The following is a 15,085-nucleotide window of genomic DNA, read 5'->3' as shown; positions in this document are numbered from 1 at the left end:
CCGACGAATCCTGGAGTCCCCTGTGCAGACCCTCTTCACCGACCTGCTCGTCACGCTGGCCTACGGTGTGGTCGGCGTCGCCCTGATGGCCGTCGGCTACGTGCTGGTCGACGTCGCCACCCCCGGCAAGCTGCACGAGCTGATCTGGGTGGAGCGCAACCGCAACGCCGCGCTGCTGCTCGCCTCGAACCTGGCCGGCGTCGGCATCATCGTGGTCGCCGCGATCGCCGCCAGCGCGGACGACTTCGCGCTCGGCCTGGTCGGCGCGGCCGCGTACGGCATTCTCGGGCTGGTCATCATGGCCGCGTCGTTCCTGCTGCTCGACATGGCCACCCCGGGCCGGCTCGGGGAGATCCTGGTCGACCCGGAGCCGCACCCCGCGGTCTGGGTCTCCGCCGTCGTGCACCTGGCGACGGGGGCGATCATCGCCGCCGCGATCAGCTGATGACAACCGGCAACGGCGTGACCACCGACGCGCCGGCACGGCCGCGGTGGCGCCCGGCCCGCGCGGCGGTCCTGCTCGCGGTCTTCGTCTGCGCGGCCTGCGGCCTGGTGTACGAGTTGGCCCTGGTCGCGCTCGGCAGTTACCTGATCGGCGACACGGTCGGCCAGGCGTCGATCGTGCTCGGCGTGATGGTCTTCGCGATGGGCATCGGCGCGCTGGTCGCGAAGCCGTTCCAGTCCCGGGCGGCGGCCGCGTTCGCCGCGATCGAACTGGCCCTGGCCCTGCTCGGCGGCCTCTCCGTGCTCGGCCTCTACGCCGCGTTCGCCTGGCTGGACCTCTACGGGCCGGCGCTGGTCGGCACCGCGTTCGTGCTGGGCCTGCTGATCGGCGCCGAGATCCCGCTGCTCATGGTGTTGCTGCAACGCATCCGCGAGCAGTCCGCGGGCAGCGCCGTGGCCGACCTCTTCGCCGCCGACTACGTCGGCGCGCTGCTCGGCGGGCTGGCCTTCCCGTTCCTGCTGATGCCCGTCTTCGGCCAGCTCAAGGGCGCCCTCGTGGTGGGCGCGGTGAACGCCGTGGCCGGCCTCGCCCTGGTCTGCACGGTCTTCCGCGCCGACCTCGGCCGCCGGGCCCGGGTCGCGCTCGGCGCCGGCGCCGTCGTGGTCGCCCTCTGCCTGGGGTACGCCTGGGTCACGGCCCACGACTTCGAGGTGACCGCCCGGCAGCAGCTCTACCGCGACCCGGTGGTGCACGCCGAGCGCAGCCGCTACCAGGAGATCGTGCTGACCCGGTCGGTGCGGGAGGTCGGCCACGCCGACACCGACCTGCGGCTGTTCCTCAACGGCGACCTCCAGTTCAGCTCGATCGACGAGTACCGCTACCACGAGTCGTTGGTCCACCCGGCGATGCGCGGACCGCACGGCAACGTGCTGGTGCTCGGCGCCGGGGACGGGCTGGCGTTGCGGGAGATCCTCAAATATCCGGACGTGCGCCAGGTGACCCTGGTCGACCTCGACCCGGCCGTGGTGCGGCTGGCCCGTACCGAGCCGCAGCTGCGGGACCTGAACCACCACTCGCTCGCCGACCCCCGGGTCCGGGTGCTCAACGTCGACGCGTTCGGCTGGCTGCGGACCGCCACGGAACGCTTCGACGTGGTCGTCGCCGACCTGCCCGACCCGGACGAGACGGCCACCGCCAAGCTCTACACGGTCGAGTTCTATACGCTGATCCGCCCGGTGCTCGCCCCCGGCGGCCGGCTCGTGGTCCAGTCCGGCTCGCCCTACTTCGCGCCCCGGTCGTACTGGTCGATCGAGCGGTCGATCCGGGAGGCGGGCTTCGCCACCGTGCCGTACCACGTGGACGTGCCGAGCTTCGGCGACTGGGGGTTCGTGCTCGCCGCGCCGGGCGGCAAGCCGCCCGCGCTGGGGCTGCCCGCCGACGCGCCGCCGCTGCGCTTCCTGACCCCGTCGGTGCTCGCCGCGGCGGCCACCTTCCCCGCCGACCGGGCCCGGGTGGACGTGCCCGCCTCGACGTTGCTGCAGCCCAGGGTGCTGGAGTACGCCCGCGTGGAGTGGCGCGGCTACTAGCGTCGTAGCCATGCCCGCCCGTCCGTCCCGTTGGTCGAAACCGCCCCGGGCACTGGAGGCGCCGTCCTACCTTCAGGCGTTCGTGCTGTCGGGGGTGGTGACCGTGCTGGTCACCCGGGCGTACCTCCAGGCGACCGGCTTTCCGCAGCTCGGCGGCGGCGGGCTGCACATCGCGCACGTGCTCTGGGGCGGCCTGCTGATGACCGCGGGCCTCGCGGTGGGGCTGGTCTTCCTCGGCAGCGCGGCGCGCATCCTGGGCGCGATCCTGGGCGGGATGGGCTTCGGGCTCTTCATCGACGAGGTCGGCAAGTTCGTCACCGCCGGGACGGACTACTTCTACGCCCCGGCCGCCAGCATCATCTACGTGGCCTTCGCCCTGCTGGTCGTGCTCACCCAGGCGCTGCGCGGCCGGACCCGGCTCTCCGGGCCGGAGCGCACGGCGAACGCGCTGTACACCGTGGTCGGCGGCCTCACCACCGGTCTCACGGCCCGGCGCCGGGCAGCGGTGCTGCGGATGATCCAGGGTTGCGGCCCGGACGTCGAGGAGGCGGTCACCCGGCTGCTGGACGTGGTGCCCCGACGGGAAACGCCCGCGCCCCGGTTCTGGCACCGCTGGCTCGGCCTGGCCCGCCGCGCCGTGGTCTGGGTGACCACGCACCGGTGGGTGGTGTCCCTGGTGGTGCTCTACGTGGTCGGCGAGCCGTTCGTCGTCGTGCTGCGGGTCCTGCTGGACGCGATCACCGGCCATCTGCCCGACCAGCGGGAGTGGGGTGCGTTGCTCGGGGTCTCGGTCTCCGCCCTGATCACCGTGGTGCTGAGCATCCGCGGCGCCCTGCTGCTGCCCAGCGACCAGGCGCGGGCCTTCCGGCTGTTCAAGCTCGCGCTCCTCGTGGACCTGCTGTTCGGGCAGATCTTCAGTTTCACGGTTGACCAGTTCGGCGCGGTCTTCGCACTTGGCGTGGATCTCTTCCTGCTCGCGGTGGTGACCGCCGAGTACCGCCGGCTGCGCCGGGAGGCCGGGGCGGATCCGATGGGCTGACCTTCGGCGCGCGGCATCGATGGGTCGCGGCCGATACTGTGTGGGCCTGATCTAGAGAAGGAGAGAGTCATGACCGATTCCTCCCCGGCGCCGGGCCGAGCGCGTCCGGGCGTGGTGGCGGCATCCTTCTATCTGCTGCTGCTCTTCGCGCTCACCCAGGTGATCGGTCTGATCGTGACCATCGCCGTCAGCAGCCGGCTGAAGGAAGGCTTCGAGCGGGCGTACGAGGGCACGAAGACGCCTGCCCAGGACGTCGGCACGTTCGTGGTGGCGTTCACCATCGGGACCGCCGCCCTGCTGCTCGTCCTCGCGCTGGCCCTGGTCGTCCTGTCCCTGTTCAACAACCGGGGGAACAACGGCACCCGGATCACCACCTGGGTGGTGGGCGGCATTCTCATCTGCTGCCTCGGGGGCAGCCTGATCAGCGGCGCCACCGGGGCCGTCGGTGGCAACACCGGTGGCGACGGGCCCTCCGGGGAGGAGATCCGGCGCAGCCTCAACGACGCCCTGCCGTCCTGGTTCGGGCCGGTGAACACGCTGCTCGGCGTGCTCGGGCTGATCTCGCTGCTGGTCGCGCTGATCCTTCTGGCGTTGCCGAAGGCCAACGAGTTCTTCCGCAAGCCGAAGCAGGCCTGGGAGCCCCCGGTCCCGGGTGGCGCCTACCCGGCGGAGCCCGGCTACCCGCAGGCCCCGGGCTACCCGGCCACGCCTGGCTACCCCGGCCAGCCGGCTCCCGGTCAGCCGGGCCAGGCCGGCCCGTCGCCGGAGTCCGGGGAGCGCCGGGACGGTGAGCCGCCATCGGCAAGTTGACGTCCGGATAAGAGCGACGCCGACGATCCCTCCGAGTAGGTTGCAAGCCACGCCTACCGGAGGGATTCGTCGTGTCGTACCCCCATGAGGCTCCGCCCCGCCGGCCGGGGGCGGTGGTCTCGGCGGCGGCGCTGCTGCTGCTGATGGCGGTGGGCGCCGTGGCGTACGCGGTCGCCAACCTGCTGGTCACGGCGGGCACGGTGAACCGTTTCCGGGAGGCGGCGCGGGCGACCGGCGCGGGCGGCAGCGAGATCGACGGGGTGGCGTCGCTGCTGCGCGGCTCCACGGTGCTCTCCGCCGTGCTCGGCGTGCTGGTCGCGCTGCTGCTCGTCGGGCTGGCCCTCGGGCTGCACGCCGGCCGGGCCGGCGCCCGGGTGGCCACCTGGGTGGTCGCCGGGCTGGGCCTGTTCTGCGGCTGCTGCGGCCTGGCGGTGCTGGTCGGGCAGCGGACCGCCCCGCTTCGGCTCGGCGCCGACGACCGGGTCACCGCCGACCTGCTGGCCCGGGTCGGTGACGCCTACCCGGACTGGTGGATCCCGGTGAACGCGGCGCTGTCGGTGGCGCAGATCCTCGGCTATCTGGTGGTGGCCGCCCTGCTGACCCTGCCGTCGGCCGGCGCCTTCTTCCACCGCCGCCCGCCGCGCCCGCCGGCCGGGCCGACTCCGCCGGCCGGGCCGGTCCCGGCCGGTCCGGGTTACGGTCCGCCGCCGGTACCGGCCCCGCCCGCGGGTACGCCCGCACCGGGATACGGTCCCCCCGCCTCGGCCGCCTCGGCGTACGGGCACCCCTCGCCCTGGGGGCCGCCGACCGGGCCGGTGCCGGCGCCGCCCGGCGCGCCCCCCACCCCGCCGCCGTCGGCCCCGCCCAGGCCGACCCCACCCCCCGAGGACCGACCATGACCGACGTACCACCCCCCACACCGCGCCGGGCCCTGATCACCGGCGCCAGCCTGGGCATCGGCGAGGCGTTCGCCCGCCGGCTCGCGGCCGACGGCTGGGACCTCGTCCTGGTGGCCCGGGACGCGGGCCGGCTCGACGGTCTGGCGGCCGAGCTGACCGGCCGGCACGGCCACCGGGTCGAGACCATCGCCGCGGATCTGTCCACCGACGACGGCTGCGCCGTGGTGGAGGGCCGGCTGACCGCCGAGCCGCCGGTGGAACTGCTGGTGAACAACGCGGGGATCAGCCTCAACACCCCGTTCGTCCGGTCGACCGTCGCGGACGAGGCCCGACTGGTCCGGCTCAACGTGCTTGCCGTGCTCCGGCTGACCCACGCGGCCCTCGGTCCGATGACCGAGCGAGGCCACGGGGCAGTGATAAATGTCTCTTCCGTTGCGGGTTTCGGTGTCCCCATGCCGGGATCGACCTACTCGGCCAGCAAGGCCTGGGTGACGAACTTCAGTGAATCGATCGGTCAGTCGGTGGCACCGCTCGGCGTACGCGTGATGGCGCTCTGCCCCGGCTACACCCGCACCGGCTACCACGAGCGGGCCGGCATCGACATGTCGCGCACCCCGGCGTGGATGTGGCTGCGGGCCGAGGACGTGGTCGACGAAGGGCTGCGTGACCTGCGCAAAGGCAAGCCGGTCAGCGTGCCGAGCTGGAAGTACAAGCTGGCCGTGGCCGGGCTGCGGCACGCGCCCCGGCGGCTGCTGCGCGGCGTCTCCCGGGACACCCGCGGGCGGGTCGGCCGGGCCGGCGGCTGACCGCGGGCCGACCCGTCGGAGGTCCCGTCGCCGGGGTGCCCGCCCGCTGACCGGGATGGACGGTCGCACAGCGTAGTCGGGCATCGCCACCCGTCGGTCGCCCGCAGGGTTGACCAGGGTGGACCCCACGCCCGCCTCCCAGACTTGCGAAGTACCCTCTATCGCCATGGGGGACCACGACGACCTGCGTAAATTCATCACTGACCTGGCTGTGGTCCACGGCCGGGTGGTGCTCTCGTCGGGTCGGGAGGCGGACTGGTATGTCGATCTGCGTCGCGTCACGCTCCATCACCGGGCGGCGCCGTTGATCGGCCGGGTGATGTGCGACCTCACGGCCGACTGGGCGTACGACGCGGTGGGCGGGTTGACCCTCGGGGCCGACCCGGTGGCCGTCGCGATGCTGCACGCGTCGGCCGGGACCGACCGCCCGCTGGACGCCTTCGTGGTCCGCAAGGCGGGCAAGGCGCACGGCCTCCAGCGGCGGATCGAGGGGCCGGACGTGGCCGGGCGCCGGGTCCTGGCCGTCGAGGACACCTCGACGACGGGCGGCAGCGTGTTGACCGCCGTCGAGGCATTGCGCGAGGCCGGGGCCGAGGTGGTGGGTGTGGCGGTTATTGTTGATCGAGGCGCCGGCGACGCGGTGCGAGCCGCCGGACTGCCTTATCGGGCGGCCTATACGTTGGCTGACCTCGGCCTTGTGGCGTAAAAGTTTGCCGATTCGGATCTGCTGATATGCAGGCGGATCGATGCTGCTGGTGGAAGGATGGAAAACGTGGGAACTGCGTTGGCTGAAATGACCATGCCTCAGATCTCGCCGCTTGCCGGCGAGCCGATCGAACGTGCCGACGCCGAGCGGCTCGCGGGGGTCCTCAAGGCCCTCGCGGACCCCGCCCGGCTGCGGCTGCTCAGCCTGATCCAGTCGGCTCCCGAGGGGGAGGCGTGCGTGTGTGACCTCACCGCGCCGCTCGGCCTCTCGCAGCCGACGGTCAGCCACCACCTGCGCATCCTCACCGAGGCCGGCTTGCTGGAGCGGGAGAAGCGCGGTGTCTGGGCGTACTACCGGCTGGTGCCGACCGCGATCGCCACGATCGCGGATCTGCTCACCCCGCCGCGGAAGCGGGCCACCAAGAAGGCTCGCTGAATCCGGACGTGTCCGAGGTCCGGGGTGGCCGCCTCAGCTGAGTGCGGCGATGGGTGGCGTGCCAGGGGTGGCGCCACCAGCGGACGGTGACGGCTGTCCGTCATCCGTACCACCCGCAGGTCGGCAGTCGTAGTCGAAGGCCGGTCCCCACCAGAGGGGGCCGGCCTTCGGTGTGCCGGAGGTCAGCGGCGGTGCTGGCCGCCGCGCCGGTGCTGCGGGTCGTCGTCGCCGTCGATCGCGTCCCGGACCGCGTCCACCGCGCCCGCCGCGCTGGCCGCGGCGACCACCGCGACCGCCTCGCCGCGCTTGCGCGCCCGCCGGTCACGGAGGAACTCGAAGAAGATCGGCAGCACCGAGATCAGAACGATCAGCGCGACCACCGGCAGGATGTACCGGTCGATCTTGTCGCCGATCGCCTCGTAGATCTGGTGGGCCAGCAGGTAGCCGATCAGCAGGATGCCGTCCACCCAGAGGATCGCCCCGACCACGTTCCACAGCAGGAACTGCCGGGCGGGCATGCCGAGCACGCCGGCCACCGGGTTGAGGAACGTCCGCACGATCGGGATGAACCGGGCCAGCACCACGGCCTTCGCCGGGCCGAACTTCTGAAAGTAGTACTCGGCCTTCTCCACGTACTCCCGCTTGAACAGGCGGGAGTTGGGGCGGTCGAACATCCGCTTGCCGTAGCGCCCGCCGAGCCAGTGCCCAAGCTGGGCGCCGGCGATCGCGCAGAGCGGGCCGCCGATCAGCAGGCCGGCCAGCGAGAGCCGGGTGCCGTCGCCGAAGATCGCGTCGGCCACCGGGGAGGCCGCCACCCCGGCCAGGAAGAGCAGCGAGTCGCCCGGGAAGAAGAAGCCGACCAGCAGGCCGGTCTCGGCGAAGAGGATCACCCAGACGCCGATCATCCCGAAGGTGTGGATGAGGTCCTTCGGGTCGAGCGGGTTCATCGCCACGCTCTCGGAGAGCGCCCGGGTCTTCTCTGCTGTGTCCACGGCCACAAAGGGTACCCGGGTGCCGTCAGGCGCCTCACCGGACCGGGCGTAGGTCACCGCTGTGGGTCGACCGGGCCCCGACATGTCGGTGCCCCGCCGACCGGAGGGTCGGCGGGGCACCGTGTTGCGATGGTGCTCCGGTCAGGCGACGAAGCGGGTCCGGCGGCGGCGGGACACCACGTAGCCGGCCGCGCCGGCGGCGAGCAGGAGCGCGCCGACGCCGGCGATCAGGGCGGTGGAGGAACCGGTGATCGGCAGGGTGCCGCCGTCACCGCCACCCTGGCCACCGCCACCCTGGCCACCGCCGCCCGCGGCCTTCACCACGATCTTCGCAGTGTCGTTGGCCGGGTTCAGGTCCTTGCGGCCGGTCTCGTCCGGGCCGCCGTGGAACAGCTGGACCTCGCCGGCGAGGGTGCCGGGCTGGTCGACGCGGAGCGAGAACGGGAACTCGACCGTCTTGCCGCTGCCCACCACGCCCGGCACGAAGCATGCGTAGACGGCGGCGCCCGCCTTGCCGGAGTCCTGGCCGAACTCGCCCTCGGCGTCGGCGCACTGCTCCGGCGCCTTCACGGCGGTGGTGCCCTTGGGCAGGGTGACCAACGCCAGGGTGTAGATGCCGTCCTCGCCGCCGGCGTTGATCGCCGCCGGGCCGTTGTTGGTGAAGCCGACCGTGACCGGGACGGTGGCGCCGACCTCGGCGTTCAGGGTGGCGCCGTTGGCCGCGACATCGGCCTTCTGGTTGCCCTTGACCGCCAGCTGGATCATGGTCTCGTTGTTGGTCGGGTCGACGTCCGTTTGCCGCATCGCACGGGCCAGGGCCTTGGAGGGAGCGGCAGCGGTGAGCTTCAGGACCCCCTGGTCCCCTTCGCGCTCTTGCCGAAGTCCGGCACCTGCGACCGGAACGCCTGCCAGTCCGCGGGCGTCATCCAGATGGCGAAGCCGTAGTCGGTGTTCGGCGCCCAGGCGTCACGAGGGACGGCGAAGCCGAAGGAGTCGTCGAGCTTCGCGCTGCCGCCCGCCGCCACCGTGGCGTCGAGGGTGCAGGCGTACGCGTACTCGTCGAAGTTGTCCTCGAAGTACTCGCAGTTCTCGTACCGCTTGGCCGGTGCGAGAGCGTAGGAGCCGAAGAAGAACAGCACCGCGTCCTCGGCGTCGGTCTTGCCCTGGTTGCCCACGGACAACGGCGCCGGCACGGTGCTGCCCGGCGTACCGGTCAGGTTGACGAAGGGCTCGGACGTCAGGTCCACGCCCTCACCCACCGTTACCGTGGAGCGGAAGGTCGCGGTTCCGGCGTCCGGGGTGGTGACGGTGAACGCGAGCTGGCCCTCCTGCCCGGCCTTGGCCCCGTCGCGCGGCAGCACCGCGAGGGAGAGCAGGTCCAGGTCCGGCTCCGCGTCGTTCTTCACGGTGCAGGTCAGCACGGCGCCGGCCTCCGTGCAGGAGCCCGGCCCCTCGGGGTTCTGCACCTCCGCGAAGCCGTCGACGCCACTGCGGTCCACCTTGACGGTGTAGCTGGTGAACGCCTCGTCCACCAGTGAGTAGAGCGAGATCCACTTTTCGGGGCCGTCCGGAGCGACGATGACGTCGTTCGCGTACAGCGAGAAGCCCTCGGCCCCCATCGCGTCGGCGATGGTGGGGTCCGCGGCGAAGGCGGGGGTGGCGGAGGCGGCGACGAACGCGCCTGCGACGCCCAACCCGGCGAGCCAGCGCCGGGTGGAGTTGGTGAGCATGTGGGGGTTCCTCCGGTGAATGATCAGGTGGAGCCCGTGGAGTTTAGAGAACTCTTAAGTCGCCGCGCTGTCCCAGCCGACGCCGGACGGCAGATATTGACCGAACGGTTGATCAGCGGTGGTGCAATGTTCCGCCGGCCCGTACCCGTCAACAAGGGCGGGACACCGGGAGGTGCAGTGACGTACGAGGAGTTCGCCGACGCGCGGCTGGGCGCCCTGCTGCGGTACGCGGTCATGCTGACCGGGGATCCGCACCAGGCCCAGGATCTGGTGCAGGAAACCATGGTCCGGGTCCAGCTCAACTGGCGGCGGGTCGCCCGCAGCGACGCGCCGGAGCGGTACGTGCGCCGGATGCTCACCAACCAGTTCATCGACTGGCGGCGCGGCTCGTGGGCGCGCCGGGTGCTGCTGCGCGGCGAACCGGACGAGGGGGTGCCGGCCCCGACCGACCACGCGCAGTCCGCGGTGGACCGCGACCAGCTCTGGTCCTGGTTGTCCCGGCTGCCTCGGCGGCAGCGGGCCACGCTGGTGCTGCGCTACTACGAGGACCTGCCCGACGCGGAGATCGCGGAGATCCTCGGCTGCGCCGTCGGCACCGTCCGCTCCTGCATCTCCCGGGCCCTGGCCACCCTCCGAGCCGAGTACGTGGAGGTCTGCTGATGATCGAGGACGACCTGCGGGCCGCTTTCGCGCGGCGCGAGGAGTTGACCCCGGCGGTCGGCCCGGTCCGGGTCGCCATCGACCGGGCCGTGGTCCGCCGCCGGCGCCGCCGGTTCCGGCTCCGGCTCGCCGGCACGGCGTTGGCGGTGGTGGCCGCCGCCCTGGCCGGCTTCACCGCGGTCGCGCCGGGACCGCCGGAGAGCGCGCACCAGCTCGGTACGCCGGCGGCGCCCGCGCCCAGCGGGGCGCTGAACGTGCTGCTCCTCGGCTTGGACCAGGCCGGCGGGGGGCGGCGCGCCGACTCCGTGCTGCTGGTGCATGTGCCGGCAGACCGCAGCAGGCTCTACCTGGTCTCGCTCCCGCGCGACCTGCTGGTGCCGATCCCCGGCCGGGAGACCGACAAGCTCAACGCGTCCTTCGCCGTCGGCGCCGGGCCGGCCGGAACGGACCTGGCCGCCGGATACCAGGCGACGCGACAGGTGGTCGCCCAGCTCACCGGCGTACGGATCGACGCCGGCGCGGTGCTCACCTACCGGGCGACCCGGGAGCTCACCGACGCGGTCGGCGGCGTGCCGGTCTGCCTGCCGGCGACGGTGCGCTCGGTGCACACCGAGCGGCGGTTTCCGGCCGGCTGCCAGCAGCTCGACGGCAATGCGGCGGTGGACCTGCTGCGGCAGCGCTACGGCCTTCGGGACGGCGGACTGGACCGGGACCGCAACGCCGGCCGGTACGCGGCCGGGCTGCTCCGGCGGATCCAGGAGAAGGGAATGCTGACCAACCCGGTGCTGCTCACCCGGCTGATCACGCAGGTCGGCTCGAGCGCGGTGACCGACGCCGGGGAGATGTCCCTGCCGGCGCTGGCTGCCGCGGCCGGGAATGCGGCCACCGCCGAGCCGGTCGCGCTCGGCCTGCCGGTCCGGTATCAGGAGAAGCAGCCGTACGGGTTCCGGCTCGACCCGGCGCTGGCTCCGGGCTTCCTCGACGCGCTGCGCGGCGACCGGCTCGGCGAGTGGACCGCTGCACACCCGGACCAGGTCACCGGCCTGCGCTGAGGCGGGCGGGGCGTCGGCCCCGCCCGCGCGGCTCAGCGGTAGTCGTCCTCGTCGGCGGTGACCACCCGGGCCTGCTCCATGGCGTCCCAGTCGCCGACCTCCAGCCCCCGGTGCGGCTCGCCGTCGGCGTCGTCGGGGGTGACCGCCGCAGCCTGCTCGACCGCGTCGGCCGGCTCCGCCTCCAGGTCCCGCTCCTCCGGAGCGAGGTGGTCGCTCGGGGCGAAGTCCTCGTCGGGCTGACCCATCTTCCCTCCCTGGAACTCGGTGCGGACAGTTCCCACCACACCGTACGGGGTGACCTGGCTCCGCGCTCGGCAGCGGGTGGAACGGTGGATCGCCAATTGTGCCGTCCGGGTCGGGCACCGGTGCCAGGATGGTGGCGTGGGCTTTCTGATCCGGCTGGCGATCACCGCGATCGCACTGTGGATCACCACGCTGGTCGTGCCCGGGGTGGAGGTGACCGGCCGGAACGGGGCGAACACCGCGCTCACCCTGATCGTGGTGGCGCTCATCTTCGGCGTGGTCAACGCGGTGCTGAAGCCGGTCATCAAGGTGTTCGGCTGCGTGTTCTACCTGCTCACCCTCGGCCTGTTCGCGCTCGTCGTCAACGCCCTGCTGTTCCTGCTCACCAACTGGATCGCCCGCGGGCTGGACCTGCCGTTCCACGTGGACGGCTTCTGGGCCGCCTTCTGGGGCGCCATCGTGATGGCGGTGGTGAGCTGGCTGATCAGCGTCGTGGTGCCGGACAGCCTGGAGGAACGGTGAGCGGTTCCCGGGTCGGTGGTGTCCACCGCGCGCTCCTACGGGATACTTCCCGCGGTGGACAGCGCGGTCCGGCGCACCCAGAGGAAGACAGCGGCCTGCACGGCCGAGAGCGGTAAGTAAGGAGCGTTCGACATGCCCATCGCTTCCCCCGAGGCTTACGCGGAGATGCTGGACCGGGCAAAGGCCGGCCGGTACGCGTACCCCGCGATCAACGTGACCTCCTCGCAGACGCTGAACGCGGCGCTCAAGGGCTTCGCCGACGCGGAGAGCGACGGCATCATCCAGGTCTCGACCGGTGGTGCGGAGTACCTGTCCGGCCCGTCCGTGAAGGACATGGTGACCGGCGCGGTGGCGTTCGCGGCGTACGCGCACGAGGTGGCCAAGAAGTACCCGGTGAACATCGCGCTGCACACCGACCACTGCCCGAAGGACAAGCTGGACAAGTTCGTCCGGCCGCTGATGGCCATCTCCCAGGAGCGGGTGAAGAACGGCCAGGAGCCGCTCTTCCAGTCGCACATGTGGGACGGCTCGGCCGTGCCGGTGGCGGAGAACCTGGAGATCGCCGAGCAGCTGCTCACCGAGGCCGCCAAGGGCAAGATCGTCCTTGAGATCGAGGTCGGTGTCGTCGGCGGCGAGGAGGACGGCGTCGAGAACGCCATCAACGAGAAGCTCTACACCACCGTCGATGACGGCCTGGCCATGGTCGACGCGCTCGGCCTGGGCGAGAAGGGCCGCTACATGGCGGCGCTGACCTTCGGCAACGTGCACGGCGTCTACAAGCCGGGCAACGTCAAGCTCCGCCCCGAGGTGCTCCACCACATCCAGGTGGCGGTGGGCGCCAAGTACAACAAGGACAAGCCGCTCAGCCTGGTCTTCCACGGCGGTTCCGGCTCGCTGCTGTCCGAGATCCGCGAGGCGCTGGACTACGGCGTGGTGAAGATGAACATCGACACCGACACCCAGTACACCTTCACCCGGCCGGTCGCGGACCACATGTTCCGCAACTACGACGGCGTGCTGAAGGTCGACGGCGAGGTCGGCAACAAGAAGATGTACGACCCGCGCGTCTGGGGCAAGGCCGCCGAGGCCGGCATGGCCGCCCGCGTCGTGGAGGCCTGCGAGCACCTGCGCTCCACCGGCACCACCATGAAGTGACCACCGCGTGAGCCGGAGGCCGGCACCCGATCGGGTGCCGGCCTCCGCGCGTCTCAGCTCGCGGTGAGCACCCGGACCGCCTCGCGGGCGTCGTCGGTCAGGTGGATCGTGGCCGACAGGTCGCCGAACGGGGAGGCCGCGAAGAGCGGCCGCAGCAGCGACTCCACCGGCAGCTCGGTCGTCCAGTAGGTCCGGTCCAGGAACACGTACGCGCCGCTCGCCCCGTCGGTGCCGTAGTAGGTCTTCGTGGCCGCCTGGAACACCTCCTGCACCGTGCCGGCCCGGCCGGGCGCGAAGACGATGCCGCCCCGGGCCAGCCGCAGGATGGTGTCCTCCCGGATGGCGTTCGAGAAGTACTTGGCGATCCGCCCGGCGAACAGGTTCGCCGGCTCGTGGCCGTACAGCCAGGTGGGGATGGCCAGCCCACCCGAGCGGGCCCACTCGGTGCCGGCCGCTGCCGGGCGGGGCGTGGGCAGGGTCGGGCCGGCCGCGTACCGGGCCCGGACCCGCAGGGCCGCGTCGGTGTAGCGGTCGTGGTCGCTGAAGTCGGGCGCGGTGGCCAGCAGGTCGATCGCCGCGGTCAGCTCCTCCGCCGGCCAGGCCGCGAGGAACGCGCCCAGGTTGGCCGCCTCCATCACGCCGGGGCCGCCGCCGGTCACCACCAGCCGGTCGGCCCGCGCCAGCTCCCAGCCCAGCACCGCCGCCATCCGGTACGCGGCGCTGCCGCGCGGCACCGCGTGCCCGCCCATCACGCCCACCACGGACTGCGGCCCGTGCACGGCCAGCCAGGCCCGGGTGGCGTCGGCCAGGGCGTTGTCCACGCCATGGTCGTGCAGCCGCTGGCCGAGCGCCTCCCGCACGTCGGGCAGGGCACCGCCGTGCGCCCGGAAGTGCGCGTACACCCGGGTGTCGTACATCCCGGCGAAGCCGCCCTCGGCGAAGCCGGCGGCCAGGTCGTCGGCGGTGTACAGGTGGGCCGGCTGCGTCGGGTAGGGCAGCCCGGAGAAGGGCGGGACGACGTTCGCGCCCCGCCGGACCAGGTCCGCGCCGACCTCGCGGTCGGCGAACCGGCAGCCCACGAAGAGGGTGCCGGCGACGTCGACGCCGCGCAGGTCGGGGACCGGGTCCAGGTCGAGGCGGAGGCCCTGCACGGTCAGGCCGGCGAGGGTCCCCTCGGCCAGCCGCCGGTCGAACTCGGTCCGGGTCTCGATCTCGTCGATGCTGGTGTCGTGCGGCTCGATGACGTCCGCGGGTGGTGGGGTCGGCACCAGATCATCCTGCCCCCGGCCGGCAAGCCGGCAAACCCGGGTGGCACGGACAGGAGCCCGGTGGCCAGGCCGCCGGGCTCCTGCATTACCCGGTCCTGGGGAGGCTCCGGATCTGTAGTTGTAGTGGAAAAATCCTCGCCGCGGCATGGGCCGCGGGTACGTGCGCGGGACACCGCAGGCGTGACGAAACCCTCAGCCGTTCAGCCGACCGACTGGCCGGACCCCCTCGCATGGCCACGGGCGAAGCGGGTTGAATGGGGCGATGCAGAACCTGTTGCCTGAGCCACCGGCCACCCTGCTCCCCGTACACGAGGAGGCGGACGCCGCGCTGGCGTCCGCCGTCGAGCAGGACACCGACGAGGCGTACGCCGAGGTCGCGGCCCGCTTCCCGACCTACAGCGCGGGCTGGGCGGCGCTGGCCACCCGGGCGCTCGCCGCCGGGCAGGTCGTCCCGGCGTACGCGTACGCCCGCACCGGCTACCACCGCGGCCTCGATCAGCTCCGGCGCAGCGGCTGGAAGGGCCACGGCCCGGTGCCCTGGTCGCACAAGCCCAACCGGGGCTTCCTCCGCTGCCTCTACGTGCTCTCGCGGGCGGCCGGCGAGATCGGGGAGGCGGACGAGGCGGCTCGGTGCGCCCAGTTCCTCCGCGACTGCGACCCGGCCGCCGGCGACGCCCTGGCCAGCCACTGACGCATGCGACGGCCGGTTCCCCGCATGGAGCCGGCCGTCGCGCGGC

Annotated in this window: 17 protein-coding genes and 1 pseudogene; 13 read left to right on the top strand and 5 right to left on the bottom strand. The window is 72.6% G+C overall.

The window, feature by feature from the left end; all coding sequences use genetic code 11:
• The first annotated feature begins 22 nt into the window (after window positions 1-22).
• The 8 genes and pseudogenes from ACFYPD_RS11055 to ACFYPD_RS11020 all read left to right on the top strand — a co-directional run bounded on the left by ACFYPD_RS11055 (window position 23) and on the right by ACFYPD_RS11020 (window position 6,726).
• On the top strand, window positions 23-445 hold the full coding sequence (locus ACFYPD_RS11055; protein WP_387111399.1) for a DUF350 domain-containing protein: 423 nt from the start codon (window positions 23-25) through the stop codon (window positions 443-445).
• 17 nt (window positions 446-462) lie between these two features.
• Window positions 463-2,031: a polyamine aminopropyltransferase gene (locus ACFYPD_RS11050; RefSeq protein WP_387112347.1), complete on the top strand. Its 1,569-nt coding sequence runs from the start codon at window positions 463-465 to the stop codon at window positions 2,029-2,031.
• Between the two features lie 10 nt (window positions 2,032-2,041).
• A complete protein-coding gene (locus ACFYPD_RS11045) occupies window positions 2,042-3,070 on the top strand; it encodes a hypothetical protein (RefSeq protein ID WP_387111398.1) in 1,029 nt (342 codons plus the stop codon).
• A 69-nt stretch (window positions 3,071-3,139) separates the two neighbouring features.
• A complete protein-coding gene (locus ACFYPD_RS11040; protein WP_387111395.1) occupies window positions 3,140-3,880 on the top strand; it encodes a hypothetical protein in 741 nt (246 codons plus the stop codon).
• Between the two features lie 71 nt (window positions 3,881-3,951).
• Window positions 3,952-4,557, top strand: a pseudogene (locus ACFYPD_RS11035) (hypothetical protein); the annotation flags it as partial.
• Between the two features lie 218 nt (window positions 4,558-4,775).
• Window positions 4,776-5,585 carry an SDR family NAD(P)-dependent oxidoreductase gene (locus tag ACFYPD_RS11030; RefSeq protein WP_387111392.1) on the top strand — a complete coding sequence of 270 codons (810 nt, stop codon included), beginning with the start codon at window positions 4,776-4,778 and terminating at the stop codon, window positions 5,583-5,585.
• Between the two features lie 166 nt (window positions 5,586-5,751).
• Window positions 5,752-6,291 (top strand): orotate phosphoribosyltransferase, encoded by a 540-nt coding sequence (gene pyrE, locus ACFYPD_RS11025; RefSeq protein ID WP_387111389.1) that lies wholly within the window; start codon window positions 5,752-5,754, stop codon window positions 6,289-6,291.
• Between the two features lie 57 nt (window positions 6,292-6,348).
• Window positions 6,349-6,726, top strand: a complete 378-nt coding sequence (locus ACFYPD_RS11020; RefSeq protein ID WP_076468717.1) for a helix-turn-helix transcriptional regulator — start codon at window positions 6,349-6,351, stop codon at window positions 6,724-6,726.
• Window positions 6,727-6,908: 182 nt separating this feature from the next.
• Here ACFYPD_RS11020 and ACFYPD_RS11015 read toward each other — a convergent pair whose 3' ends face one another.
• The 3 genes from ACFYPD_RS11015 to ACFYPD_RS11005 all read right to left on the bottom strand — a co-directional run bounded on the left by ACFYPD_RS11015 (window position 6,909) and on the right by ACFYPD_RS11005 (window position 9,448).
• On the bottom strand, window positions 6,909-7,673 hold the full coding sequence (locus tag ACFYPD_RS11015; RefSeq protein ID WP_387112344.1) for a DedA family protein: 765 nt from the start codon (window positions 7,671-7,673) through the stop codon (window positions 6,909-6,911).
• A 186-nt stretch (window positions 7,674-7,859) separates the two neighbouring features.
• Entirely contained in the window at window positions 7,860-8,522 is a 663-nt protein-coding gene (locus ACFYPD_RS11010; RefSeq protein WP_387111387.1) for an LPXTG cell wall anchor domain-containing protein, read from the bottom strand.
• A 41-nt stretch (window positions 8,523-8,563) separates the two neighbouring features.
• Window positions 8,564-9,448 carry a hypothetical protein gene (locus ACFYPD_RS11005; protein ID WP_387111384.1) on the bottom strand — a complete coding sequence of 295 codons (885 nt, stop codon included), beginning with the start codon at window positions 9,446-9,448 and terminating at the stop codon, window positions 8,564-8,566.
• A gap of 177 nt (window positions 9,449-9,625) precedes the next feature.
• On the opposite strand from ACFYPD_RS11005, the gene ACFYPD_RS11000 reads away from it, so the two are divergent.
• Window positions 9,626-10,108, top strand: a complete 483-nt coding sequence (locus ACFYPD_RS11000) for a SigE family RNA polymerase sigma factor (RefSeq protein ID WP_387111381.1) — start codon at window positions 9,626-9,628, stop codon at window positions 10,106-10,108.
• On the top strand, window positions 10,108-11,160 hold the full coding sequence (locus ACFYPD_RS10995) for an LCP family protein (protein ID WP_387111378.1): 1,053 nt from the start codon (window positions 10,108-10,110) through the stop codon (window positions 11,158-11,160). The genes ACFYPD_RS11000 and ACFYPD_RS10995 overlap by 1 nt, the downstream gene beginning before the upstream one ends.
• A 32-nt stretch (window positions 11,161-11,192) precedes the next feature.
• On the opposite strand, the gene ACFYPD_RS10990 is transcribed toward ACFYPD_RS10995, so the two are convergent.
• The gene (locus ACFYPD_RS10990) at window positions 11,193-11,405 is read right to left on the bottom strand and encodes a hypothetical protein (protein WP_262283518.1); all 213 of its coding nucleotides are present in this window, start codon (window positions 11,403-11,405) and stop codon (window positions 11,193-11,195) included.
• A 136-nt stretch (window positions 11,406-11,541) separates the two neighbouring features.
• Between ACFYPD_RS10990 and ACFYPD_RS10985 the strand changes: the two genes are divergently transcribed.
• Window positions 11,542-11,925, top strand: coding sequence for a phage holin family protein (locus ACFYPD_RS10985; protein ID WP_387111377.1), 384 nt, complete (start codon window positions 11,542-11,544; stop codon window positions 11,923-11,925).
• Window positions 11,926-12,057: 132 nt separating this feature from the next.
• Window positions 12,058-13,080 (top strand): class II fructose-bisphosphate aldolase, encoded by a 1,023-nt coding sequence (gene fbaA, locus ACFYPD_RS10980; protein ID WP_387111374.1) that lies wholly within the window; start codon window positions 12,058-12,060, stop codon window positions 13,078-13,080.
• Window positions 13,081-13,133: 53 nt separating this feature from the next.
• Here the strand turns inward: fbaA and ACFYPD_RS10975 are convergent, their stop codons facing one another.
• A complete protein-coding gene (locus tag ACFYPD_RS10975; RefSeq protein WP_387111372.1) occupies window positions 13,134-14,348 on the bottom strand; it encodes an LOG family protein in 1,215 nt (404 codons plus the stop codon).
• Between the two features lie 262 nt (window positions 14,349-14,610).
• On the opposite strand from ACFYPD_RS10975, the gene ACFYPD_RS10970 reads away from it, so the two are divergent.
• Window positions 14,611-15,039 (top strand): DUF3151 domain-containing protein, encoded by a 429-nt coding sequence (locus ACFYPD_RS10970; RefSeq protein ID WP_387111369.1) that lies wholly within the window; start codon window positions 14,611-14,613, stop codon window positions 15,037-15,039.
• The last annotated feature ends 46 nt before the right edge of the window (window positions 15,040-15,085 follow it).

The sequence above is a fragment of the Micromonospora sp. NPDC005299 genome, assembly GCF_042872345.1.
Taxonomy (GTDB): Bacteria; Actinomycetota; Actinomycetes; order Mycobacteriales; family Micromonosporaceae; genus Micromonospora.
Note: the sequence above shows the minus strand (reverse complement) of the source record. Positions and strands in the feature narration are given on the sequence as shown.